Origin of the sequence: Bartonella australis AUST/NH1 (genome assembly GCF_000341355.1) — a bacterium.
GTDB classification, from domain to species: Bacteria; Pseudomonadota; Alphaproteobacteria; order Rhizobiales; family Rhizobiaceae; genus Bartonella; species Bartonella australis.
This window is the reverse complement of sequence record NC_020300.1, coordinates 1,577,907-1,596,490: the sequence shown is the minus strand read 5'-3', so window position 1 is coordinate 1,596,490 and position 18,584 is coordinate 1,577,907. Positions and strand designations below refer to the sequence as shown.

The following is an 18,584-nucleotide window of genomic DNA, read 5'->3' as shown; positions in this document are numbered from 1 at the left end:
CGAAAATTTTAACTCCTTGTTAATAAGTGTGCATATAACCTCGAAATTTCTTATGGAAAGAAAAATTTGAGAAAACTCTTCATTATTATGCACAAATTGAATGACTGAAGCGGATAAATTTCTCTTAGAATTTAAAAACGGGGATAACATCTCTAACTAGTTTTTAGCCTTTGTTTTTTTTTATCCTTTATGTGGACAAAATTGAGGATAAATGAAGTAAAAATAATAATCCACATTAAACACAAGTTTAAATAAGAAGAATCCTCTTCATCTCACAAATTTATTAATTGTAAAAAAATATTAACCTGCTAGATGATGTCCGAGATTGTTTTCTCAGAACTAAAATCGACTTTTTGCACTTAGCTATCATTTGAAATAATAGAATTATTTAGCCGCAAAAAGGGCTTTATTCATGAAACTCCATTAAACAGTAACAATCTGCAGAAACTTGTATTTTTTTGCAAGTTGTATAACTACTGCTTTCTATATATTCGCTAAAATGTGTTAAAATATGGAATTATGATGGCGACACTTGCAGTTTTAGAGAGTTAAGTATATAAAGAATCCGTCTTAGAGGAATGTTCTATTCTCCAAATTTTCCAAGAACAAATTGAATTTTTTTTCAGTAATAGTTTCCCATTCTAATCAAAGAGAATATTGTATGCAGGAAATGAAACTACAGGAACTCAAAAGTAAGAATCCAGTTGAGCTCGTCTCTTTTGCTGAAGCACTAGAGGTTGAAAATGCTTCATTGATGCGCAAACAGGAGTTGATGTTTGCTATTTTAAAAAAACTCGCTTCGCAGGACGTTGAAATTATCGGGGAAGGTGTCGTTGAAATCTTGCAGGATGGGTTTGGTTTTCTACGATCCGCAGATGCTAACTATCTTCCAGGACCTGATGATATTTATCTTTCGCCTACACAAATTCAAAGTTTTTCCTTAAAAACAGGAGATACCGTTGAAGGTCCCATATGCAGTCCAAAAGAAGGAGAACGCTATTTCGCTCTTCTTAAGATAAATACGATTAATTTTGAGGATCCGGAAAAAATCCGCTACAAAATTCACTTTGACAATCTCACCCCCCTTTATTCAAATGAACGTTTCCAGATGGAGATACAAGATCCTACTGGAAAGGATATGTCGTCTCGGGTAATTGATTTAATATCTCCGTTAGGAAAAGGTCAACGTGGGTTGATTGTAGCTCCTCCTCGGACAGGAAAGACTGTTTTATTACAAAATATTGCTCATTCTATTACGACTAATCACCCTGAGTGTTATCTCATTGTCCTTTTGATTGATGAACGTCCAGAAGAAGTTACCGATATGCAGCGTTCTGTAAAAGGAGAAGTTGTCTCTTCAACTTTCGACGAGCCAGCGATACGTCATGTCCAAGTGGCTGAAATGGTTATCGAAAAAGCTAAGCGCTTAGTGGAATATGGACGTGATGTCGTTATTCTTCTTGATTCAATCACGCGTCTCGGGCGCGCATATAATACTGTTGTTCCTTCATCAGGTAAAGTTTTAACAGGAGGGGTTGATGCAAATGCTCTACAGCGCCCTAAGCGTTTTTTTGGCGCTGCGCGTAATATTGAAGAAGGGGGGTCTTTAACCATTATTGCAACGGCTCTGATTGACACAGGTAGCCGTATGGATGAAGTTATCTTCGAAGAATTTAAGGGAACAGGTAATTCGGAAATCGTTCTTGACCGTAAAGTTTCTGATAAGCGCATTTTCCCAGCTATGGATATTTTGAAGTCGGGAACACGCAAAGAAGATCTTTTAGTAGCGCGCCAAGATTTGCATAAAATTTTCGTGCTTCGCCGTATTTTAGCGCCTATGAGTGTGACTGACGCAATTGAATTTTTAATTGATAAATTGAAACAAACGAAAAACAATAGTGAATTCTTTGATTCGATGAATACGTAAGAAACATTATAATTTTTGATTAGGATTAATCCCGTGGATACAATCTTTGCTGTTTCAAGTGGATTGTTACCTTCTGGGGTTGCGGTTGTTCGTCTTTCTGGCTCTCGTGTTGTTGATATTGTTGAGACGCTTTGTGGTTTTTTGCCTAAGGCGCGGTTTATGCATTATGGGAATCTTACCGCTCGTGATGGCAGTTTTTTGGATTCTGCTTTAACAGTTTTTTTTCCTGCTCCTCGTAGTTTTACAGGTGAAGATTGTGCAGAATTTCATTTGCATGGAAGTAAGGCTGTTGTTAATCGTTTTCTTGACGAGTTATCCACATTTCCCGGGTGTCGCATTGCGGAAGCGGGCGAATTTTCGCGCAGAGCGTTTATTGAAGGAAAATTAGATCTCATCCAAGCAGAAAGTCTCGCTGATTTAATAGAAGCAGAAACAGAAAGTCAGCGACGTTTAGCTATTATGGGTACAAGTGGTGCTTTAACGAAACTTTATCGTGATTGGCGCTATAAACTTATGACGGCACGCGCTTTGATTGAAGCAGAATTTGATTTTTCCGATGAAGCTGATGTTCCTAATTTAGTGTCTGATAAAGTTTGGCGGGATATGGAAGAACTTTGCCGTTCTCTTCGTAAATATATTGCTGAAGGAGAGCGTGCAAGTGTTTTACATGACGGAATGAAAATTGTCATTGCAGGTGCTCCAAATTCCGGAAAATCAAGCATTATTAATCGCTTAGCTGGGAGGTCTGTTGCTATTGTAACTGAAGAAGCGGGAACAACGCGCGATGTCTTAGAAATTAGATTAGTTCTTGGTGGATTACCAGTTTTTTTAACGGATACTGCTGGTTTTAGAGAAACAAAAAGCAAGATTGAACAATTAGGTATAGAGGCGGCAAAACAGCGTATTATAGATGCCGACTTGGTCATTTTAGTTTATGACATGGTAAATCCTCAAGAAATTGATTTACCAGAAACATCTGCTAAAATATGGCGCGTTGGCAATAAACTTGACCTTTATGAAGGAGATACAGCTCGTTGGCCTATACAATTTTCGGCATTAAATGGCCTGAATTTTAATTATTTTATAAAGGAAATGGAGTCATTTTGTTTAAATCATATTGCCGAAATTGGGGATGTTTTTCCGGCACGGAAAAGGCAACTTCAGCTGTTAAAAGAGGCTGTTAAAGAGATTGATGCTTCAGTAAAATATATTTCTCTTGATTTAAGTTTGCGTGCGGAATATCTTCGTCGTGCGAGTGATGCGCTTGGGCGAATTACAGGCGATATTGATGTAGAAGATTTGCTTGATGTTATTTTTTCTCAATTTTGTATTGGGAAATAAATAATGATTCACGTGAAACATTTATATTTCATAAATAGATTAATGGGAATGTATTTTACGTAGCTTATCTCTCGCGAAAATTCAGAGTAATTCTGTGCGGGACGAATAGAATGCGACCATATGATATCATTGTTGTTGGAGGAGGACATGCTGGCTGTGAAGCTGCTTCGGCTTCGGCGCGTGCTGGAGCACAAACGGCACTCGTTACCTATAAAATATCGACAATTGGGACGATGTCATGTAATCCTTCTATTGGCGGACTCGGAAAAGGACATTTGGTTCGCGAAATAGATGCGTTGGGCGGTTTAATGGGATTAGCGGCAGATGCAGCCGGAATTCAATTCCGACTTCTTAATCGACGTAAAGGGCCAGCAGTAAGGGGGCCACGTACGCAAATTGATAGATATTTGTATAAAAAAGAAATTCAGAGACTTCTGAGGAAACAAGATAATTTAACTCTTATTGAAGATGAAGTTATTGATTTAATTATTAAAGATAATCGTGTTTCGGGCGTGTGCTTGGAAAAACAAGGAAATGTTTTTTCTAGTGCTGTTGTTTTGACAACAGGTACGTTTTTGCATGGTCTTATACATATTGGTGATAAAATGTGGCCTGCTGGACGTATGGGGGAACAGTCAAGCGTGCGGCTTGCTGAACGTTTGAAAAGCTATAACATAAATCTCGGGCGACTAAAAACAGGGACTCCTGCTCGTCTTAATAAAAAGACAATTCGCTGGGATGACCTTCTCAAACAAGAAGCAGATGAAGATCCAGTACCTTTTTCTTTTTTAACAGAAAAAATTGAACAGCCTCAAATTGAATGCGCAATAACACGTACGAATACGAAAACACATCAAGTTATTTTTGAAAATATCCATCGATCTGCCTTATATTCCGGTGCTATAGAAGGATTAGGGCCGCGTTATTGCCCCTCTATAGAAGATAAAATTTTAAAATTTGGTGAACGTGATGGGCATCAGATTTTTCTGGAGCCGGAAGGATTAACTGATGATATTATTTACCCAAATGGCATTTCTACTTCTCTTCCTGAGGATGTACAAATTTCTTTCTTAAAAACCATTGAAGGGCTAGAAAATGTTGAAGTTTTACAACCAGGTTATGCTATTGAATACGATTTTGTTGATCCACAACAACTCGCAAAAACTTTAGAACTGCGATCTTTACCGGGATTATTTTTGGCTGGTCAGATTAATGGCACGACGGGGTATGAAGAAGCGGCTGCGCAAGGTCTTTTAGCTGGGTTAAATGCTGCACGCCAAGTTGGTGGATTGGAAGAAATTATTTTGAGTCGTTCTACAGCTTACATTGGTGTTATGGTGGACGATTTGATTTCACGTGGAATTTGCGAACCTTATAGAATGTTTACGTCACGAGCCGAATTTCGCTTGTCTTTACGCGCCGATAATGCAGATACCCGTTTGACGCCTTTAGCGGAGCAATGGGGTATTATTAGTGATACGCGTTTAGCTCTTTATCAGCACAAAAAGAAAAAACTTGATCAAGCACGATCGGTTTGCCAAGGGCTCTTTTTAACTCCTGATGAAGCTTCTTCTCGTGGATTGCAAATAAATCGCGATGGTGTTCGGCGCTCAGCCTATGATCTTTTATCTTATCCTCACATAAATATAGAACGTCTTTCACTTTTTTGGCCGCAATTGCAGTCAATTGATCCAAAAACTATTGAAACTCTGGAAATTGAAGCGCAATATTCAGTTTATTTAGAAAGGCAAAAACAAGATATTGCTGCTCTTCAACGGGATGAGCAGTTAGAGATACCTTCTTCTCTTAATATTCAGGAAATTTCCGGTATCTCAAATGAATTAAAATCAAAAATTCAAAAAATGTCACCGCGTTCAATTGCTGATGCACAAAAAATTGATGGTATGACACCTGCTGCGTTATCTTTAATTCTCACGCATATTCAGCGTCAACGACGTGAAAAGGCAAAATTAGCTTAATGATTCTTTCAACAGAAAAAAAATATCAAGAACTTTCAGATATAATCCCTTCTGTTTCACGTGAAACTATGGAACATTTGATACAGTTTGAGTCCCTTGTTCTTCAATGGAATACACATATTAATTTAATATCTGCTGCAACAATGCCAATTATATGGGCGCGTCATATTCTCGATTCTGCACAAATTTATCCTTTACATAGTCAATTATTGCATTGGTGTGATCTTGGATCTGGAGGAGGATTTCCCGCAATTGTTATTGCTATTTTTCTTAAAGAAAAGAAAGAAGGACATATTGATTTAGTGGAAAGCAATGGGAAAAAAGTCGCTTTTTTGCGGATGGCCATTGCTCAGCTTGAGCTTCCCGCGACAGTTCACCATTGTAGAATTGAAGATGTTTATAAAAAAATAAAAACACCAGAAGCCATAACAGCGCGAGGCTTGACTTCCTTAGATAGTCTTTTGCGGCTTATATCTCCTTGGTTAACAAAAAAAACGATCGCTCTTTTGCAAAAAGGTAGGGATTACGCTATAGAAATAAAAAATGCCTCTGCCAATTGGCACTTTGATCTGTTAAAACATCAAAGTAAAATTGATAAAAACTCTGTTATTTTAGAAATTTCTCGCGTTCGATCATGTAAAGGGTAAAGCAGAATGAGCGAAACACGGATTATCGCTGTTGCAAACCAAAAAGGCGGAGTGGGTAAAACAACCACGACAATTAACCTAGCAACGGCTTTGGCAGCTGTTGGTGAGGATGTTCTTATTATAGATATTGATCCACAAGGTAATGCTAGTACAGGATTGGGGATTGATCGGAACAGCCGCCCTCTATCATCTTATGATGTTTTGGTTTTTGGAATATCAGTTGTAGAGGCAGCTTTGAAGACGATTGTGCCTAATCTCTATATCGTTCCTTCTACACTTGATCTCTTAGGTATTGAAATGGAAATTTCTTCATCGCAAGATCGCATTCAACGGTTGCGCAGAGCCCTTTATGATGATCCTAAAATGATCAAGAAATTTAATTATATTCTTATTGATTGTCCCCCTTCGCTTAATCTTTTAACATTAAACGCTATGGGAGCGGCGGATTCCGTTTTGGTACCAATGCAATGTGAATTTTTGGCACTTGAAGGTTTAAGCCAATTGCTCGAAACAGTACAACAAGTACGATCTACTTTAAATCCGTCTCTAGAAATTCAAGGAATTGTTTTAACTATGTATGATGGGCGTAATAATCTCTCAAATCAAGTTGTTGAAGATGTGAGGTCTTTTATGGGGGAAAAAGTTTATCGTACTGTTATTCCGCGCAATATACGTGTATCTGAAGCTCCTTCTTTCGGTAAGCCGGTATTACTCTATGATCTTAAATGCACAGGGAGCCAAGCTTATTTACGCTTAGCGTCAGAAGTTATTCAACGTGAGAAAAACAAGCACCCAAAGCTGCTACTTAGTGCCTAGAAAATGCGATATAAATAACTTATTGTAAAAAAATCGAAGAGCGGAATCATGAATGATGATCAATCAAAAAAAAGACTTGGACGTGGATTAGCAGCGTTGATCGGAGATATCAACTTAAATATTGATCCTGTACAATTGTCAAACTTTTCTGAACTCACAACGAAGCCCGGTGCAGCCCCTCTTAACTCTGAACGGCGTATACCTATTGAGTATATTTCTCGTAATCCGCACAATCCACGACGCTATTTCACTGACTCAGAACTTGATAATTTAGCGCAATCAATTCGCCAACATGGTATCGTGCAACCCGTTATTGTGAGGCCTTTGCCTGATCATCCTAATCGATTTGAGTTAATCGCGGGTGAACGACGTTGGCGTGCGGCACAACGGGCAAATTTGAGCCAATTACCAGTTATTATCCGCGATGTGGATGATAAAATGGCTCTAGAATTAGCAATTATTGAAAATGTTCAACGCACTGACCTTAACCCCATTGAAGAAGGAAAGGGTTATGAGCTTTTGGTAAATGAACATGGTTATACTCAAGCAGATTTAGCGCAAATTATCGGAAAAAGTCGAAGTCATGTCGCTAATACTCTTCGTTTGTTAAAACTTCCACAAAAAGTGCAGCAGTTTTTAATAGAAGGTTTGCTTTCAGCTGGCCACGCACGTTGTCTTATCACTGCTGATGATCCGCAAAATCTAGCAGAAAAGATTATTAGAGAGGGGCTTTCTGTTCGTCAGACGGAGATGCTTGTATACGAGCAGACTGATGTAATTGCTAAAGAGCGGTCACCAGTGGAAAAAGATGCAGAAACAAAATCCTTAGAAAGATTACTTTCTGATGTAATGGGAACGAAAGTGACAATTCGATGCGGTAAACAAGGTGGTAATTTAAAAATTCACTATTCCTCGCTAGAGCAGCTGGATGATATTTGCAAACGTTTACAAAGTTAATTAGTTGTTAAAAGAGTATAAATGTAGTCGCTGTGTCTTTAACCAAATTTTGGTTTTTTCGGGATATCACTGTTTTGTCAAAAAGGATCGCTTTCACCTTGTTTTTTGCCGCCGCAGTTGGCATTTTTGAAGTGCTATGAAGCCAATGATATGGTCTTTTATGTAAAAATTTATTTCAAAATGTTATATAGTTGGAAGTCATTAGACATAGAAGCAACGAAGTCCCCTGGTACTGTTGTCACTCCCAGTATGAGATGCTGCTATATTTTAGCTGCAAACTCCTTTCTCACCCGTTCTACTTAGTCAAAAATCTTCTGCTAATTGTGGATATTAACTGTTTCTGGAGAGAGTGTCGGCTGATTCCAGGAAAGGGGAAGTACTTTTTATCCGAATACCGCTTTTAAAATGTACATTATAAGAAAAGAATAAAAATGAATACAGTACAATTTTTAATACGGCTTAAAATTATCTTTTCTTTTTCGAATTTCAGCGAATACTTCTTCGTCAGTTCCATTTTCCATCGCAAGATTTTTTCGCAAAGCATTGTCATCCCAACGAAGAAAAGGATTGGTAGCTTTTTCTTGTCCTAGTGTCGTCGGTAAAGTTACAGAATTTTTTGCATATAACGAAAAAACATCTTCTGCTTTCTGACGAAGTTTTTCGTTATGTGGGTCAATAGTTAATGCGAAAAGAGCATTAGTTTTTGTATATTCATGTCCGCAATAAAGGAGTGTTTCGTCCGGAAGTTGACGAATTTTTTTTAAAGAGTTCAACATTTGTGCGGGTATCCCTTCAAAAAGACGTCCACATCCAAGTGAAAAAAGCGTGTCTCCAGCAAACAGTAAATTTGCCTCAGGAAAATAATAAGATAACGATCCCAGCGTGTGACCAGGTGTCGAGAGAGCTGAGAGGATATACGCACCAAAACGAAAATTTTCTTCAGGGTGAAATGTCCGGTCAAGAGGAATAATTTTTTCGCTTTCCGCTGCCGGTCCAATAATTGTGGCTTTATAAGCCTGTTTTAGTTCCGCTAGTGCTTCCACGTGATCATGGTGATGATGAGTCACAAAAATGGTCTGAAGTGTCCAATTGCGCCTTTTTAATGCATTATGAATCGCTTCCCCCTCGGGCGCGTCGATAGCGGCTGTATAACCGCTTTCTTCGTCATGAATAATGACACCAAAATTATCTTTTCTACAAATAAACTGCTCGACTAGCACGTATTCTCTCCACAAATAGTGTATGGCGACAAACCTAGAAAACAGTTCATAATGATAAATATATTACGTTTAAGAATTAGATCTACCATTTTTTACTAAAGGGCTTTTTGAGTGTTTCATGATGATGGGAATTTGTGCCAATATAAATAAAATTGTTATAGGCATGACTCCAAATACCTTGAAGCTCGTCCAAAAATTATCGCTAAAATTACGCCAAATGACTTCGTTCAGAAGAGCAAGAAAAATAAAAAAAGACGCCCATCGATAAGTGAGCTTCTTCCACCCAGCATCATCTAGTTTTATAGTAAAATCAAGAACATAACGCAATAATGGTTTTTTTAAAAAAAGACCAATAAAGAGGACAGAAGCAAATAAACTATTAATAATTGTCGGTTTCATTTTGATAAAGGTGTCATTATGAAGCCAAAGAGTTAAAAAACCAAAGACTAAAACAAATATTCCTGAGATGAGCGGCATTATAGGAATTTTACGCGTAAGAATCCATGATAGCCCTAGAGCAATGACGACCGCAGTCATAAAAATGGCCGTTGCGGGGAAAATAGGCTTGCTGAAATTTTTGAAAAAAGCAACATTGTTTAACAACCATTCACCTTTATAATTAGCGAAAAAAAAGATAATTAATGGTCCTATTTCCAAGAAAAATTTAAGTGTTGGTGAGGGAGATATCCTTCGACTTTTATTGAGATTATTCGAGTCAGGGTGATCGTGTGAATTAGGTTCTAAGAAAAAATGTTTCATAAGTGTCTTCCTGCAATGGCTTCAGCAAAATCAGAAGCAGAAAAAGGTTCGAGATCTTCAATATTTTCCCCTATTCCGACGAAATAAACGGGCAGTTTATATTTGTCCGCGATAGCGACGAGAATTCCCCCCCGCGCGGTACCGTCAAGCTTCGTCATAACTAAACCATTAACCCCAGCGATATCGTGAAAGATATCCACTTGATTGAGCGCGTTTTGCCCGGTGGTTGCGTCAAGTGTCTGGAGCGTTGTATGCGGCGCTTGAGGGTCGTGTTTCTTCAAAACACGGATAATTTTCGCTAATTCATCCATCAATTCAGTTTTATTGTGTAGACGTCCAGCTGTATCAATGATTAACACATCACTCTTTGATTTTTTTGCTTTTTCGTAAGCATCAAAAGCTAAACTGGCAGCGTCTGCCCCAAGTTTTGTCGAAACAACAGAGGCGCCTGTACGCTCACCCCAAATATGAAGTTGCTCAATAGCAGCGGCACGAAATGTATCACCAGCAGCCAAGGTTACTTTTAATCCACCAGAAATCAATTTAGCGGCCAGTTTCCCAATGGTCGTGGTTTTTCCTGTGCCATTGACACCTACCAGCAAAATAGTGTGCGGCCTATGAGTGAGATCAAGTTCCAGGGGAATTGCGACAGGTCCAAGAACTTTTTCGATTTCGTTAGCTACAATCGTGTGGATATCATTTTGGGATAAATTTTTTTTATAGCGATCAGCAGCTAAAATACTTGTGATACGCGCTGCCGTCTCTACACCGAGGTCAGCTTGTATTAGAATATCTTCTAAATCCTGTAATGTGTCTTTATCAAATTTTCGCTTAACAAAAAGCGCTCCGATTGAAGTGCTTAATTGCTGTGAGGAAAGGGATAATCCGTTTTTAAAACGTTTAAACCACGCTACTTCCGTCTCTTTAACACTGGATATAATTGGAGATTCCTCAGTTTTTTTCTCTGTAACCGCGTGAGCTACGACAACTTTGCCAAAAGATATCTGAGAAGGTGAAATTGCTTCGTCGTGCTTTGCGGAGTTTTGTGTATATTTTTGCTCTTTTTTTTCTTCCTCTATAGCTGGGATATGACTGTTTTCAACAATCTCATCTTTGTATTTGCTGTGCTCAGTTATATCGGCTTCGTGAGAGCTAGTAATCCGCTTTTGTTCTTCAGATTTATTAAAAGAGAATATTTTTTTTATAAAAGACTTCGTCATGAGAGCTCCCTTGCTCAAGCGGCACTCGATTTTGGGAGAGCAGCGATTAATTTATTACCGTCGTGGTCAATAATAAGGGCTCTAACAATTGTCCCCGCTTTAGCACCTTTAATTTGCGCCAGAGTATAATCTTCTGTTCGTCCAATATCATCTTTTTCTACAAGGATTGTTTGTTGACTATTCTGCAGATGAGCGAGATGTTTTTGATAAGCTTTTTCACCCGCCTTGCGTAATTTTTCTGCACGATTTTTGATTGTTTGACGGTTAATTTGTGGCATACGGGCAGCCGGCGTCCCCTCCCTCGGGCTAAATGGAAAGACATGAAGGTGCGTCAAGCCGCAGTCGTTAATTAAAGTTAAACTGTTTTCAAACATTTCTTCAGTTTCAGTCGGAAAACCAGCAATCAAATCAGCACCGTAGACCATTGTAGGGCGTTTAGCGCGTAAATCTTGACAAAATTGTATTGCGTTCTCACGCAGATGTCTTCGTCTCATTCTTTTTAAAATCATATTATCACCTGCTTGTAAAGATAGATGCAGATGCGGCATTATCCTTTTTTCATAGGCTAAAAGATTTATTAAGTCTTGGTCTGCTTCGATAGAATCAATAGATGAAAGGCGCAGCCGCTGGAGATCAGGAATGTGATGCAAAATAGCTGAAACTAATTTTCCTAGGGTCGTTTTTCCCGGTAAATCAGAGCCATAACTTGTGAGGTCAACGCCTGTCAGGACTACTTCTTGTGTGCCATTATCTATTAACCGTTTTATTTGTTCAATGATAGCGCCCATAGGAACTGAACGCGATGGTCCGCGGCCATAAGGAATAATGCAAAATGTACAATGATGGTCGCATCCATTTTGTACTTGTACAAAAGCGCGTGTACGTCCTTCTACCGCATCAATCATATGGGGAGCATTTTTACGTACTTCCATAATATCATTAACGCGCAGTTTTTCTTCATGATTAACGCCAAAATCAGGTAATTGGCGGTAGGAATGGGCATGAAGTTTTTCTTCATTCCCTAAGATGAGATTCACTTCTGTCATAGCAGAGAAGCTTGCTGCCTCTGTTTGTGCGGCGCATCCTGTGACGATAATACGGGCATAAGGGTTTTCGCGTCTAGCTTTTCGAATGGCTTGTTTAGCTTGCCGCACAGCTTCAGCAGTAACAGCACAAGTATTAAAAATGATTGCATCATCTTTAAGTTCATCAAGGCCTGCAGAAGTGCTTTCTTTACGTATAACTTCCGATTCATAACTATTAAGCCGACAACCGAATGTTATAATTTCTATTGCCATTAGAAGAGACCTTTTTTGTAGATTCCGGTTAAAGGGTTTAAAAAGCCACTAAATTCATATTCTACTGGACCTGTCATGACAATATGATTATCTTGTCGGTAAAGTATGGAAAGTGCCCCCCCTGGCAGATTTACGTTAACGTTGCGGCCTGTTAATTTCCGTCGATAAGCAGCTACCGCGCTGGCGCAAGCAGCGCTACCGCATGCTTGTGTTAATCCAGCTCCTCGTTCCCATGTTCTTAAAATCAAGTCTTTTGGTGATGCGACATAAGCGACAGAAATATTACACCGTTCTGGAAAAAGTGAATCATGTTCGAGTTTTGGTCCGTATTTTTCTAACGGGATATGTTGAATATTGTGATCAACAAAAAAAATAGCATGAAGGTTGCCGATAGATACGAGGCAAGCGTCTCTCAAGGGGCCTGCAGATATCTCTACATGATTGGTATCCGCTATTTCACGTGAAACAGGCATATTTTTTGCATTGAAATGTGGGCGCCCCATATCGACGGAAATAAGACCATTGGCTTGGCGCTTACCTTCAACAATTCCAGTTGGTGTTTCGAGTCGGAAGCTTTTCCCAAGATTGTTATTTGCCAGCCATTCAATAATACAACGTGTGCCATTGCCGCAAGCTTTTGCCACTGAACCATCAGAATTCCATATTTCAATGCGAAAATCAGCTCCGTTTTTTGTTGGTGGATGAAGCGTCATGATTTGGTCAAAGCGTGTTTGAGTGTCTGTGGCTAAAGTCAGAATTGCTTGCGGCGTGATATCGTGCGCACTTTTGCGCATATCGGCGACGATAATTTGATTTCCCAGGCCGTTCATTTTGCTGAATGGTGTCTTCATAAAGTTTATCTGTTTTCAGCGGTTAATGATGAAGCATAATGAGAGTTATATGGCTGAAAATTTTGTAAATTTCCAGTATTTAATAAAATGAAGCCCATTGTAGAAGATATTGCTGATCAAAATTGACAACTTGCATTGTCTCTTTAGTATTTTTTATTTATTAAGCTATCTAGATGAAATAGCGTGTGATGGTCAGAGGCTTTTTTCAGGGTGATTCTATTTGTCGGTGTGGGGAAGAAAGTAAGGATATGATGTTTTCAAGGATTTTATTTTTTTCTGCGGTATCAAGTATAGTTATTTTAGGTGGTTGCTTAATGACACAATTTGAGGACAATAGCAGAAACAATGTGGCTGGAATTTTTTATCCTGTTCAGGAAATTACAGAGCCTTCGATAACATCTGATTTAATGACATCTGAGGTATCTGCTTCTTCAGTTTACGGGGAAGGATATCCTTCTGATGGACAAATAATCGGCTTTGAACCACCTAGCAACGCTCTCCATTTGTCGCCTGCAACTATTGCAGGTGTATGGAATCTCTCTGTAAGTGGCGCAGTTTGCCGAATTGCGACGCCACAAACAAAATTTGGCCAAGGATATCGCGCTGGTCCTTTACATTGTCCGGGGGTTTTTTCTAGGGTGAGTTCGTGGTCAGTAGAGGGAAAAAAATTGTATTTTCATGATAACTTAGGTCATGTCGCAGCAGCTCTTTATTCTACGGGCATGGATCACTTTGAAGGGCGTACATTTGATCATCAATTTGTTATTTTAGACCGTTAAATTTTTTATATCGTTTATGAAAAAAAACATGCATTATATTGTATGAAATTTTCTTTTATCGAGGGCGGTTTGAAGTAGGAATATCCGGATGGTCTTAGTTTCATCGTGCTATAAGAGTCTTGTCTCAAAAGGAGAGGTTAGTTTTGATCCAGCTCAGGCGGCTTTAACAGGGCATTTTGACCGTTTATTACAGGAAATTTCAGAACAAAATACTTCTCCTCCTTGGGCATTTTGGCGTTATTTAAAGAAAAAAAGGCAGACTTATCCTTCTATTTCAGAACAAGGCGGTCCTAAGGGGTTCATTCAAGGTTTATATATTTATGGTGAAGTAGGGCGTGGCAAAACTATGCTCATGGACTTATTTTTTTCCTGTTTGCCGGAAGGGAGCAAAAAACGCGTTCATTTTAATGATTTTATGGCTGACGTCCATGAGCGTATTAATGCTTATCGGCAAGGACTTTTACGCAAAAAAAATAAACAAAATGATCCTGTTTCGGCAGTTTCGGAAGATCTTGCGCAAGAAGCGCGCGTGCTTTGTTTCGATGAGTTTAGTGTAACAGATATTGCAGACGCTATGGTGCTTGGTCGTCTTGTAACTGCTTTATTTAACCGAGGGGTTATTTTTGTTGCGACTTCAAATGTTCCTCCTGATAGCCTTTATTATAATGGTTTGAATCGAGAGCTTTTCTTGCCTTTTATCCAAATTTTAAAGGCACGTGTTTATGTTGTTAACCTCGACGCAAAAACAGACTATCGTCTCGAAAAATCGAATCCGCAGCATGTTTATGTAACACCGTTGGGGGCAGCAGCAGATAAAAGCATGGATCAAGCGTGGGTGTTAGCGCTAAAAGGTCAGAAAGAAGTGTCTGATAGTATATCTGTACAGGGGCGTTTTATTCATATTTTACGCTCAGGTGCGGGGTGTGTGCGCTTTGATTATCAAGATCTTTGTGCAAAACCTCGGGCAACTGCTGAATATTTGGCTTTAGGGGAACGTTATCATACAGTTTTTATTGATAATGTCCCGGTGATGGACGATATGCATCGTAATGAAACTAAACGATTTATCCTACTTATTGATATTCTTTATGAACGCCACATGAGACTTTTTATGTCAGCGGCAACAGAACTCGAGGGGTTATATAAAGGATATTCACAAACGACGGAGACATTCGAGTTTCAGAGAACGCAGTCACGCCTTTTTGAAATGCAGAGCCAAAATTATTTAGATATTTGGGCAAAACGGTTTTTTTGAAGAAAAAAAGTGGCTGCTTATTTACCTTTACGTAAACTGTTAATACGTTATCCTCTTGAATTTGAAGAAGTTGTAATAATCTGTTGTATTTTTTTCAAATTCATCTTATCGATAAGATATAGTAGGTTTTTGACAATGACGTTCATGAATAGATTCTACATCGAGAAGGATGAAAAATTCGATAAATTTCATTTTTCCAGGTTTTGATAACAAAGCTGTATCAGAGGGGATCAGCTTTAAAGGGGCGGAGTCTAAAAGAAATATTCAATGATATTAGCATGAGAGAGGAGTCGCATTCTGTCATCTAATAGAAAATTAGGAAGGAACGGAAATGGCACGGAAAAAAATAGCCCTTATTGGGTCAGGTATGATCGGTGGTACTTTGGCCCATATGATCGGGCTGAAAGAGCTTGGTGATGTCGTTTTGTTTGATATTTCAGAAGGATTATCGCAGGGGAAAGCTTTAGATATTGCTGAATCCTCACCAATCAACGGTTTTGATGTGAATTTAATAGGCACCAGTTCTTATAAGGCAATCGAAGGAGCTGATGTTGTTATTGTAACAGCTGGCGTTGCAAGAAAACCTGGTATGAGCCGAGATGAACTTTTGGATACGAACTTAAAAGTGATGGAGCAGGTCGGTGCGGGAATTAAAGAATACGCGCCTTCAGCGTTCGTGATCTGTGTTACGAATCCTCTTGATGTAATGGTTTGGGCGTTGCAGAAATTTTCTGCTCTTCCTACACAAAAAATTATTGGCATGGCTGGTGTTCTTGATTCGGCGCGGTTTCGTTATTTTTTGTCTGAGGAACTTAATGTTTCTGTTAAAGACGTAACAGCCTTTGTTTTAGGAGGGCACGGCGATGCGATGGTGCCTTTAGTTCGTTATTCGACAGTTGGGGGTATTCCCTTGCCTGACCTCGTCAAAATGGGGTGGATTACACAAGAAAAACTCGATCAAATTGTTCAGCGCACGCGTGATGGCGGTGCAGAAATCGTAAGTTTATTAAAAACAGGGTCCGCTTTTTATGCACCTGCTTCTTCTGCTGTTTCCATGGCTGAAGCTTATTTGAAGGACACTAAACGTGTGCTTCCTGTCGCTGCTTACCTTTCAGGTGAATACGGAGTTAAGGATACATACGTTGGCGTGCCCGTTGTTATTGGCGCTGATGGTGTTGAGAGGGTCATTGAAATTGATCTTGACGAAAATGAAAGAGCTGCTTTTGAAAAGTCAGTAGGAGCGGTGCAGAAGCTTTGCGAAGCTTGCGTTGTTATCGCGCCTAATCTTAAATAAATTAAACTGGATTCTGCCGGTTAAAGCGGGGAATTTAAAGTATTTTTTGGATTAATTATGTGATCCGTAAATGAAGAGGGAAGATAAATGAATATCCATGAATATCAGGCTAAACGTCTGCTTCATGAGTATGGTGCGCCGGTTGCAAATGGTGTTGCTGTCTATTCTGTAGAACAAGCTGAGGAATGGGCAAAGAAATTACCCGGACCACTTTATGTCGTAAAGAGCCAGATTCATGCTGGTGGCCGTGGTAAGGGAAAGTTTAAACAACTAGGTCCTGATGCAAAAGGTGGTGTTAGGCTTGCAAAGTCAGTTGAAGAAGTCGTGGCTAACGTCCAGGAGATGCTTGGTAAGACTTTGATAACTAAGCAAACTGGACCAGAAGGTAAGCAAGTTAATCGCCTCTATATTGAGGATGGTGCTGACATTGAGCAAGAGCTGTATCTTTCACTTCTGGTTGATCGTACGACAGGGCAAGTCTCTTTTGTCGTTTCTACAGAGGGGGGTATGGATATCGAAACGGTTGCCGAAAAAACGCCGGAAAAAATACTGACTCTTTCCATTGATTTTTCGAAGGGTGTTACTTCTGAAGACTGCGTGAAACTTTGTGACGCGCTAAAATTGTGCGGAAGTGCACGTGAAGATGGTGAAAAACTTTTCCCTATCCTCTATAAGGCTTTTTGTGAAAAAGATATGAGCCTTCTTGAAATCAATCCACTTATTATAATGAAAGATGGTCATCTGCGGGTTCTCGATGCGAAGGTTTCTTTCGATAATAATGCTTTATTCCGCCACTCAGACATTTTAGAATTGCGTGATATTTCAGAAGAAGATCCAAAAGAAATCGAGGCATCAAAGCATGATCTTGCTTATGTCGCTCTTGACGGTACGATAGGTTGTATGGTGAATGGCGCGGGGCTTGCTATGGCCACGATGGACATTATCAAACTTTATGGAGCTGAACCGGCAAATTTCCTCGATGTTGGAGGAGGGGCTTCGAAAGAAAAAGTAACCGCTGCTTTTAAGATCATTACTGCTGATCCAAATGTTAAAGGCATTTTAGTTAACATTTTTGGTGGAATCATGCGTTGTGATGTCATTGCCGAGGGTGTGATTGCTGCTGTTAAAGAGGTCGGTTTAGAAGTTCCTCTGGTTGTTCGCCTTGAAGGCACTAATGTTGAGCAGGGTAAAGAGATTATCAATAACAGTGGTTTGAACGTTATTTCCGCTAATGATTTAGATGATGCTGCTCAGAAGATTGTTGTGGCCGTAAAGGGAGCTTAAGTTATGTCGATTCTTGTCAATAAGAACACAAAAGTTCTGGTTCAGGGACTTACGGGAAAAACGGGAACGTTTCATACAGAACAAGCGCTTGCTTACCATGGTACACAAATGGTCGGTGGTATTAATCCCAAAAAGGGGGGAGAAACGTGGGAGGGTGCAAAAGGTGAAACTCTTCCTATTTTCGCCAGTGTTGCAGAAGGTAAAGAAAAAACTGGGGCCGATGCTTCCGTCATTTATGTTCCACCCGCGGGGGCCGCGGGAGCTATTATAGAAGCTATAGAAGCTGAAATCGGTCTGATTGTCTGCATTACAGAAGGTATACCAGTTATGGATATGGTCGCGGTTAAGGCCAAATTAGAGAAATCAAAATCACGTTTGATTGGCCCAAATTGTCCAGGTATCCTCACACCTGATGAATGCAAAATTGGTATCATGCCCGGTTCTATTTTTAGAAGAGGTTCTGTCGGAGTTGTTTCTCGTTCCGGAACTTTAACTTATGAAGCGGTATTCCAAACGAGTAATGAAGGACTCGGACAGACGACCGCTATAGGTATTGGTGGTGATCCTGTTAAAGGAACTGAATTTATCGACGTGCTGGAAATGTTTTTAGCTGATAATGAAACCGAGTCTATTGTTATGATCGGTGAAATTGGCGGTTCCGCTGAAGAAGAAGCCGCACAGTTCCTCAAAGATGAAGCAAAGAGAGGTCGCCAAAAACCTATTGTTGGTTTTATTGCCGGCCGTACAGCGCCTCAAGGACGCACAATGGGCCACGCAGGAGCAGTGATTTCTGGTGGGAAAGGTGGTGCGGAAGATAAAATTGCTGCGATGGAATCAGCAGGAATCCGCGTTTCTCCTTCACCATCACAGTTAGGTAAGACTTTGGTAGAAGTTTTGAAAGATTAGAAAACAGCTTTATCTAAATAAATCTGTATACTTGTTTAGATAAAGTATAGT

General features: G+C 39.6%; 16 protein-coding genes. 11 read left to right on the top strand and 5 right to left on the bottom strand.

Annotated elements, in window-relative coordinates; all coding sequences use genetic code 11:
• Positions 1-661: 661 nt before the first annotated feature.
• From rho to BANH1_RS06970, 6 genes are all read left to right on the top strand, one after another.
• Positions 662-1,927: a transcription termination factor Rho gene (rho, locus tag BANH1_RS06995; RefSeq protein WP_015398661.1), complete on the top strand. Its 1,266-nt coding sequence runs from the start codon at positions 662-664 to the stop codon at positions 1,925-1,927.
• A 33-nt stretch (positions 1,928-1,960) separates the two neighbouring features.
• The gene (mnmE, locus tag BANH1_RS06990; RefSeq protein WP_015398660.1) at positions 1,961-3,268 is read left to right on the top strand and encodes a tRNA uridine-5-carboxymethylaminomethyl(34) synthesis GTPase MnmE; all 1,308 of its coding nucleotides are present in this window, start codon (positions 1,961-1,963) and stop codon (positions 3,266-3,268) included.
• 110 nt (positions 3,269-3,378) lie between these two features.
• On the top strand, positions 3,379-5,247 hold the full coding sequence (gene mnmG / locus BANH1_RS06985; protein ID WP_015398659.1) for a tRNA uridine-5-carboxymethylaminomethyl(34) synthesis enzyme MnmG: 1,869 nt from the start codon (positions 3,379-3,381) through the stop codon (positions 5,245-5,247).
• Positions 5,247-5,894, top strand: a complete 648-nt coding sequence (gene rsmG / locus BANH1_RS06980; RefSeq protein ID WP_015398658.1) for a 16S rRNA (guanine(527)-N(7))-methyltransferase RsmG — start codon at positions 5,247-5,249, stop codon at positions 5,892-5,894. Before mnmG ends, rsmG begins: the two co-directional genes overlap by 1 nt.
• A gap of 6 nt (positions 5,895-5,900) precedes the next feature.
• Positions 5,901-6,710, top strand: coding sequence for a ParA family protein (locus BANH1_RS06975; RefSeq protein WP_015398657.1), 810 nt, complete (start codon positions 5,901-5,903; stop codon positions 6,708-6,710).
• Between the two features lie 48 nt (positions 6,711-6,758).
• Positions 6,759-7,667, top strand: coding sequence for a ParB/RepB/Spo0J family partition protein (locus BANH1_RS06970; protein WP_015398656.1), 909 nt, complete (start codon positions 6,759-6,761; stop codon positions 7,665-7,667).
• Positions 7,668-8,116: 449 nt separating this feature from the next.
• On the opposite strand, the gene gloB is transcribed toward BANH1_RS06970, so the two are convergent.
• The 5 genes from gloB to dapF all read right to left on the bottom strand — a co-directional run bounded on the left by gloB (position 8,117) and on the right by dapF (position 13,015).
• Complete coding sequence (gloB, locus tag BANH1_RS06965; RefSeq protein WP_015398655.1) at positions 8,117-8,887, bottom strand: hydroxyacylglutathione hydrolase; 771 nt, start codon at positions 8,885-8,887, stop codon at positions 8,117-8,119.
• A gap of 69 nt (positions 8,888-8,956) precedes the next feature.
• Positions 8,957-9,646: a septation protein A gene (locus BANH1_RS06960; protein WP_015398654.1), complete on the bottom strand. Its 690-nt coding sequence runs from the start codon at positions 9,644-9,646 to the stop codon at positions 8,957-8,959.
• Positions 9,643-10,866, bottom strand: coding sequence for a signal recognition particle-docking protein FtsY (ftsY, locus tag BANH1_RS06955; protein WP_015398653.1), 1,224 nt, complete (start codon positions 10,864-10,866; stop codon positions 9,643-9,645). The genes BANH1_RS06960 and ftsY overlap by 4 nt, the downstream gene beginning before the upstream one ends.
• A gap of 14 nt (positions 10,867-10,880) precedes the next feature.
• A complete protein-coding gene (gene mtaB, locus BANH1_RS06950; RefSeq protein ID WP_015398652.1) occupies positions 10,881-12,164 on the bottom strand; it encodes a tRNA (N(6)-L-threonylcarbamoyladenosine(37)-C(2))-methylthiotransferase MtaB in 1,284 nt (427 codons plus the stop codon).
• Positions 12,164-13,015, bottom strand: a complete 852-nt coding sequence (dapF, locus tag BANH1_RS06945; RefSeq protein WP_015398651.1) for a diaminopimelate epimerase — start codon at positions 13,013-13,015, stop codon at positions 12,164-12,166. Before dapF ends, mtaB begins: the two co-directional genes overlap by 1 nt.
• 248 nt (positions 13,016-13,263) lie before the next feature.
• Between dapF and BANH1_RS06940 the strand changes: the two genes are divergently transcribed.
• From BANH1_RS06940 to sucD, 5 genes are all read left to right on the top strand, one after another.
• The gene (locus tag BANH1_RS06940) at positions 13,264-13,794 is read left to right on the top strand and encodes an AprI/Inh family metalloprotease inhibitor (protein ID WP_015398650.1); all 531 of its coding nucleotides are present in this window, start codon (positions 13,264-13,266) and stop codon (positions 13,792-13,794) included.
• An 88-nt stretch (positions 13,795-13,882) separates the two neighbouring features.
• The gene (gene zapE / locus BANH1_RS06935) at positions 13,883-15,049 is read left to right on the top strand and encodes a cell division protein ZapE (protein ID WP_015398649.1); all 1,167 of its coding nucleotides are present in this window, start codon (positions 13,883-13,885) and stop codon (positions 15,047-15,049) included.
• Between the two features lie 331 nt (positions 15,050-15,380).
• A complete protein-coding gene (gene mdh / locus BANH1_RS06930) occupies positions 15,381-16,343 on the top strand; it encodes a malate dehydrogenase (protein ID WP_015398648.1) in 963 nt (320 codons plus the stop codon).
• Between the two features lie 87 nt (positions 16,344-16,430).
• A complete protein-coding gene (gene sucC, locus BANH1_RS06925) occupies positions 16,431-17,627 on the top strand; it encodes an ADP-forming succinate--CoA ligase subunit beta (RefSeq protein WP_015398647.1) in 1,197 nt (398 codons plus the stop codon).
• A 3-nt stretch (positions 17,628-17,630) separates the two neighbouring features.
• Entirely contained in the window at positions 17,631-18,533 is a 903-nt protein-coding gene (gene sucD / locus BANH1_RS06920; protein WP_015398646.1) for a succinate--CoA ligase subunit alpha, read from the top strand.
• Positions 18,534-18,584 lie beyond the last annotated feature (51 nt).

Bases quoted from the DNA above. Each gene is read 5' to 3' on its own strand.
- rho (WP_015398661.1), top strand. From the start codon at position 662: ATGCAGGAAATGAAACTACAGGAACTCAAAAGTAAGAATCCAGTTGAG.
- mnmG (WP_015398659.1), top strand. From the start codon at position 3,379: ATGCGACCATATGATATCATTGTTGTTGGAGGAGGACATGCTGGCTGT.
- rsmG (WP_015398658.1), top strand. From the start codon at position 5,247: ATGATTCTTTCAACAGAAAAAAAATATCAAGAACTTTCAGATATAATC.
- BANH1_RS06975 (WP_015398657.1), top strand. From the start codon at position 5,901: ATGAGCGAAACACGGATTATCGCTGTTGCAAACCAAAAAGGCGGAGTG.
- BANH1_RS06970 (WP_015398656.1), top strand. From the start codon at position 6,759: ATGAATGATGATCAATCAAAAAAAAGACTTGGACGTGGATTAGCAGCG.
- BANH1_RS06960 (WP_015398654.1), bottom strand. From the start codon at position 9,646: ATGAAACATTTTTTCTTAGAACCTAATTCACACGATCACCCTGACTCG.
- ftsY (WP_015398653.1), bottom strand. From the start codon at position 10,866: ATGACGAAGTCTTTTATAAAAAAAATATTCTCTTTTAATAAATCTGAA.
- mtaB (WP_015398652.1), bottom strand. From the start codon at position 12,164: ATGGCAATAGAAATTATAACATTCGGTTGTCGGCTTAATAGTTATGAA.
- dapF (WP_015398651.1), bottom strand. From the start codon at position 13,015: ATGAAGACACCATTCAGCAAAATGAACGGCCTGGGAAATCAAATTATC.
- BANH1_RS06940 (WP_015398650.1), top strand. From the start codon at position 13,264: ATGATGTTTTCAAGGATTTTATTTTTTTCTGCGGTATCAAGTATAGTT.
- zapE (WP_015398649.1), top strand. From the start codon at position 13,883: ATGGTCTTAGTTTCATCGTGCTATAAGAGTCTTGTCTCAAAAGGAGAG.
- mdh (WP_015398648.1), top strand. From the start codon at position 15,381: ATGGCACGGAAAAAAATAGCCCTTATTGGGTCAGGTATGATCGGTGGT.
- sucC (WP_015398647.1), top strand. From the start codon at position 16,431: ATGAATATCCATGAATATCAGGCTAAACGTCTGCTTCATGAGTATGGT.
- sucD (WP_015398646.1), top strand. From the start codon at position 17,631: ATGTCGATTCTTGTCAATAAGAACACAAAAGTTCTGGTTCAGGGACTT.